The sequence below is a fragment of the Synechococcus sp. Cruz CV12-2-Slac-r genome (assembly GCF_024346075.1).
Lineage (GTDB): Bacteria > Cyanobacteriota > Cyanobacteriia > PCC-6307 > Cyanobiaceae > Synechococcus_D.
On sequence record NZ_JAGQEK010000107.1, the window covers coordinates 1 to 5,520 of the forward strand.

Genomic DNA, 5,520 nt, shown 5'->3' on the forward strand with positions numbered 1-5,520 from the left:
AGCCATATTTAGTAACCAAGTTCGACAATGCCTGATATGCCCAATCTGTTGGTTGCACATCAGAAAATTGGCTAACACTTGTTACCTGGCCCATCTGGGCTTCTATCGCCCGCATCCGGTCGATATCTTGTTGGTCTTGATAGCGATTAACAGACCCCATATCTAAGCTTTGAGCCTGGCTCGCCAATGGCGCAACCACTCCCATTACCAATGGAGCAAGCAATAGCTTGCGAAATGCATTCATGGTTCTCACACACAAAAAGAACGGATAGCGCAAAGCGCCAAATGCATAATTCCTCCTTAACCAAACAAAAGGCGTGCGATTTGATACAAAAGCGCTGTTATTGGGTCCAGAGCGGCAATTGGTTGCTTTGGCTTGGGGCCCTACTGCTGTTGTTGTTGCCAGGCCTTGATCTACCCCTTAGGGATTGGGATGAAGGCATCGTGGCTCGTGTGGCCCTTGAAAGCAGCCAAGCGCTTAGCCAGGTTTTGCAATCACAAAAATCAATATCTTCCCTGCTACTGCCTAGCTATTGGGGGGCTCCATATCTAAACAAACCACCCGGCCTGCACCTATTAATTGCAGTGGTGATGCAGCCTTGGAGCAGCAGTGGGTTGCTGCCACCCCCCTGGCTGGTGCGTTTTATTCCCGCCTTGCTCGCTAGCGCTGTAGTGCCCTTAGCAGCTGCAATTACAAGGCAATTAAGGCCGCAGCAACCCTTAGCAGCCTTTTGTAGTGCTGCAATCTGCCTCACCCTTTTGCCCTTAATGCGCCACGGACGCTTAGCCATGTTGGATGGCGCCCTGGTGAGTGCCAGTGCCTTGATCTGGTGGCAACTGCTGCGGGCAAAACAAAGACCTTTACAAGGGGGGATTTGGGCTGGTTTTGGCGGCAGCGCCATTCTTTTGCTGAAGGCTCCCAGCTTGATTCCAGTGCTAGGGGCGGGCTTATTGCTGTTAGCCCTCGATCGGGTGCTATCTCGCCGCAGTTGGCTGCTGCTGCTTAGTGCCATTGCCCTGGGCTTATTGCCAGGGATTTGTTGGCATCTTTTCCATTACTGGGCCCGCGGCGATCAGGCCCTTTGGCTCTGGGGAGGCGATGGTGCCAGCCGCGTTTTGCTGCAGGCCGGCGAAGGCAGTGATCTGGGTTGGCGGATCCCCGTGCTCGAAGTATTGGAAGGTGGCTGGCCCTGGTTGCCGTTGTGGCCTTTCGCTATGGCTTGGGCTTTTCAGCAACGCAATACCCCTGAAGGCCGCTGGCCCCTTGGTTTGCAATTAGCAATGGCGGCAATAGTTTTACCTTTACGCACCCAGCTTCCCTGGTATAGCCACAATCTTTGGTTGCCATTTGCTTTGCTTTGCGGCCCACTTCTAGCCCAGCTGATTACAAATCCCAGCCTTAAAGGAATCCCTGGAGCTGCGCTTTTAAAAAAACTGCCGTGGTTTTGGTTTTTGCTTGGTGGGTTACTGCTAGCTGCAGCCCCCATCAGTTCTTATTGGTTTGTGTTGCCAGCTGCTTTAGGCCTGCTGCTGGGGGGCTGGTTTCTAAGCCACAAGCAGCCTTGGCCTGGGGTGTTGCTATTAGTTAGCGGCTGGTGGCTTTCACTTTTATTACTGCTGCAAGGCCCCCTATGGCTGTGGGAATTAGCAGAACAGGCGCCAGTTGCAACCGGAGCTGCCCTAGTGAAAGGAGCTGATCCGCGCAAAGCAATCGCCCTATGGCAGCTGGAGGAACGCCCCAGCCTTAGCTGGCAAAGCCAGCGCCGTTTATTGCCGCAGAATTCAACGGCTGGCCCATTGCAGCTACTAAGCCAGGATTTAGGGCCGGCCCCAGAGCTGGCGGGGCATTCCTGCAAGCTGAGCCGCAACGGGGAAGATAACTGGCAGCTTTGGTTATGCAAGCCATTGCCCCACACCCCTTGAGCGGCCCCTTAAATCTCACAGTGGTGCTTGCCACCTATAACGAACGGGAAAACCTGGCTCCGATGCTGGCGCAGTTAAAAGCATTGCTCGGCCAGCGTTATCGCCTTGAATTAATCGTTGTAGACGACGACTCCCCCGATGGCACCGCTGATTTAGTGCGAGCGCTCGCCCGCCAGGATCCCCGCATCCATCTAATTCGGCGAGTGGGCCGCAACGGCTTATCAAGTGCAATTCGAGAAGGCCTGCTTGCTGCCACTGGCGATGTGGCAGTTGTAATGGATGCTGATGGCCAACATCAGCCGGAAGCAGTGGAGCAAGCCGTTCAAGAATTGCTCCGCAGTGAAGCTGATCTGGTAATCGGCAGCCGCTTTCAAGCTGGCGCTGTTATTGAAGGCTTATCGCTTGAAAGGCAAAGGGGTTCAAGCCAAGCCAATCGTTTAGCCCGCTCAACCCTGCCCGCTTATGGGCAACTTTCCGACTACATGAGTGGTTTTTTTGCCCTTAGGCCTGATCAATGCGCCAAAGCAATTCGAGCTGTGGATGTGAGTGGTTTTAAATTTCTTTATGAGTTACTGGCTGTGAGCAACGGGCAGCTGCAGGTGAAGGAAATACCGCTGCATTTTCAGCCCCGCCAAAGTGGCAGTTCCAAACTTGATAACGCCGTGGTTTGGGACTGGTTGGTTTCCGTGCTGCACACCGCTTGTTTCAGGGTGGTGCCGCGGCGGGCAGTGAGCTTTGGCCTTGTTGGCCTTAGTGGCATGGTGGTGCATTTTGCTATTTATGGCCTGCTGCGCAGCAAAGGGGTGGCTTTTCTTGCCACTCAAACCGTGGCGGTAATTATTGCGGCCAGCTCTAATTACTTAATTAATAACTCGCTCACCTTCCGAGCTAAACGTTTGCAGGGTTTTGCCTTAAGTGCTGGTTTATTGAAATTTTTATTAGTTTCTTCCCTTGGGATGGCAGCAAATGTGGGTATTTCAACGGTTGTATTCAGTAGTTTGCAAGGGGGGCCAATCGCCCTTGTTGCCCTGCTGGCAGGGATCCTTGTGGACTTTGTTTGGAAATACGCCGCCTCCTCCCGTTTTGTGTGGAACGTTCCCTACTGAAATTTCTATTAAATAGCTGGGGCCTAAGCCGCTTGCTGCTGCTGGCACCTTTGCTGGCCCAGCCATTGCCGCAAGGCTTGAACCGTTGGGATGTGGTGCACTACTTAGCCTTAGCCCAACATGGCGCCCAAGGCAATCTGCAAGCTTTTTTTCCGCTTTGGCCTGCATTAGTTGCTTGGTTGTTATCACCCACTGCAATTATTTCAAGCAACACTTTCCTTTGGGCTGGTTTTGGCATAGCCAATTTCGCCTTTTTAAGCGCCCTTTGGCTATTGCATCATCAGGCCAAGGGGCTTTGGGGTGATGCCGCTGCCCGCTGGACCGTGCTGCTGGCTTGTTTTAACCCCCTTAGTTTATTTGCCTCGATTCCTTACACAGAAGCGCTCTATTTATTACTTACAGCTGCGGCACTAGCGCAAAATCTACCCCCATTGCTGCAAGGAATAGCCGGCGGCTTAGCTGCCGCCACAAGACCTACCGGAGTGTTGTTGTTGCCGGGTTTTTTGCTGCAAAAACGCTGGTTTGCAGCTCTTTTAACGGGCCTTGGCCTTGGCATGGTGTTGCTATTGGGTATCAAGAACAGTGGTGATCCCTTTGCTTTTCTGCACGCCCAACAAGCTGGCTGGGGCCATCAACCGGGGCTAAATCTTTCCGGATTGCCGCGTTGGCAACGGCTATTCAGCCAAATCCTCTTGGGGCCTCAAAACAGCAACAGCGGCCAACTGCAAGATCTGCTCTTTCCGCTTTTGATGCTTGTTTTTGCAGGGCTCGCCTTCACTGCCTGGCGCCTGAATAACAATCGCCCTCGCATCGCCTTAATGCTTGGCGGCAGCAGCCTTATGGGAGCTTGGTTGCTAGCGGGAAGTCCGTTTATTAATGGGGCGATGGTGCTTAGCAGCCTTGGCTTATTGCTCTGGGGTTGGGACCGCATACCAATTGAGCAGCGCTGCTTTGCACTTGCCAGCCTTGGCGCTTATTTCCTTAAACAAAACACAATCAGCATCGAGCGCCATCTTTACGCCACGGTGCCCCTATTGCTGCTTATTGGCCTCTGGGCAAGTTTAAATCCCCGCTGGGGCCGATTATTACTTGGCTTTGGAGCCCTGCTCTGCCTTGTTTTTGGTTTTCGCTTTGCAAGCGGCGGCTGGGTTGGTTAGTTCAAAGCTTCATGGGCGCAAGCAAGGTTCTGGGCTGAGCTTGGGGCGCCACGTTTAAGCAGCAGCGCTCCTTCTGCGCAATGCGCCACCCCATAGGCACCAGCATCAATTAGCTGCGTAGTGCGGGCTCGCAGCACAAGCAACTGATCGCGATCCTCTGGAAATGCCGCCAAAAATGGCCGGTGATAACGGGGTAATAAGGCGATCCAATCCACCGCTGTTTTGTTGCCCTGGCGATTTAGGAAATCCGAGTGGTATGGATATCTCAACAGCACCGGGCGCATCGCCAGCCGCGGCAACAAAGGTGTGTGGGCGGCCACTGTTGCATCAGCAGGAATAAACGCCAACGCGGTTAAGGCGGCTTCACGGCGGGCCCATTGTTCTTGGATGCCGGCTTGGGCCCAAGGCTTAATGCTGTCTGGGATGAGGGCCGAAAGGCTGCGGTGCGGATTTGAGCTAAGCGCCAAAAGCAAAGAAAGGGAAATTGCGGCTGTCCATAACTGCCGAAACCACTTACGGCTAAATAACTCTGGGTGGGAGCGCCACCAAAGCACTGCACCGCCAAATACCCCAGGCGCTAGATACAACACATATCGCAAGCTGGTGGCTAGAGCGCTGAAGCCTTTAGCCGCCAAGGCAATAAATAAAGGTGCCGCAATTAATAACCAAGCATCAAGAGATAGCAAAGGCAATAAAGCTAAAGGCAACATCGGTGCCAATAGATATTCAAGGCTGCGGCCAGGCGGAGTAACCAGTTCTAAGAGCAGCTGCTGCGGTTGTTTCAGCAATGCCGCCAGCAGCCCCAGGGTGCCAGAAGCTTCACTGCCGGGGCTTAAATACTGGCCAAACTTTTCCGAAAGAAAGCGTTGATTAACATCAGGGCCAAGTAAAGGTTGCAACCAAGCTGTTGCGAGCACCACATAAATAACAGACCAAATCAGCACTAGCGCTGCCAGCAGGCGCTTTTTCCCTTGCAAGCGCAGCAGTCCCCAGAGGCCAATACTGAAGCTCACAATGCCTGCATCACCTCGCAAAAAAGTGATACAAAGCGCAGCGCAAAGAGCTGGCCACAGGCGCCCTTGCCTTAAGGCCCAGATCAGGGCAAAGCCCAGCAACGGCACTGGGCAGAGGTCGTGGAAATTTTCCAGCAGCGGGCCAAGCACCGTGATCGAGCAGTAGTAGCCAATCAGCAACCTCAAAGCGATCGGGCTAGCCAAGCCTTCAGAGCGAGCCAGCTGGAACAACATCAAGCCCCCAGCTGTTAACAGAGCCACCTGCACCAGGGGCAAGGCATAGATCCCAAGCATTGGAATCAAAGGAATCCAAAGTTGGCT

At 53.5% G+C, this 5,520-nt stretch carries 4 protein-coding genes and 1 pseudogene; 3 read left to right on the forward strand and 2 right to left on the reverse strand.

Going from position 1 to position 5,520, the window contains the following annotated elements; all coding sequences use genetic code 11:
- Positions 1-244 (reverse strand): annotated as a pseudogene (locus tag KB557_RS08510) (porin); the annotation flags it as partial.
- Positions 245-285: 41 nt separating this feature from the next.
- Between KB557_RS08510 and KB557_RS08515 the strand changes: the two are divergent.
- From KB557_RS08515 to KB557_RS08525, 3 genes are read left to right on the forward strand one after another with little or no spacing between them, the layout of a single operon-like run.
- Complete coding sequence (locus KB557_RS08515; protein WP_255133239.1) at positions 286-1,923, forward strand: glycosyltransferase family 39 protein; 1,638 nt, start codon at positions 286-288, stop codon at positions 1,921-1,923.
- Entirely contained in the window at positions 1,896-3,029 is a 1,134-nt protein-coding gene (locus KB557_RS08520; RefSeq protein WP_255133241.1) for a glycosyltransferase family 2 protein, read from the forward strand. Before KB557_RS08515 ends, KB557_RS08520 begins: the two co-directional genes overlap by 28 nt.
- On the forward strand, positions 3,011-4,186 hold the full coding sequence (locus KB557_RS08525; RefSeq protein ID WP_255133243.1) for a mannosyltransferase family protein: 1,176 nt from the start codon (positions 3,011-3,013) through the stop codon (positions 4,184-4,186). Before KB557_RS08520 ends, KB557_RS08525 begins: the two co-directional genes overlap by 19 nt.
- Here KB557_RS08525 and KB557_RS08530 read toward each other — a convergent pair.
- Positions 4,183-5,520 (reverse strand): DUF2079 domain-containing protein (locus KB557_RS08530; protein ID WP_255133245.1); only part of this gene is annotated, 1,338 nt, incomplete at its 5' end. The two genes, KB557_RS08525 and KB557_RS08530, sit on opposite strands and share 4 nt — an antisense overlap.

Coding starts and splice junctions, on each gene's coding strand:
- KB557_RS08520 (WP_255133241.1), top strand. CDS start 1,896: ATGCAAGCCATTGCCCCACACCCCTTGAGCGGCCCCTTAAATCTCACA.
- KB557_RS08515 (WP_255133239.1), top strand. CDS start 286: ATGCATAATTCCTCCTTAACCAAACAAAAGGCGTGCGATTTGATACAA.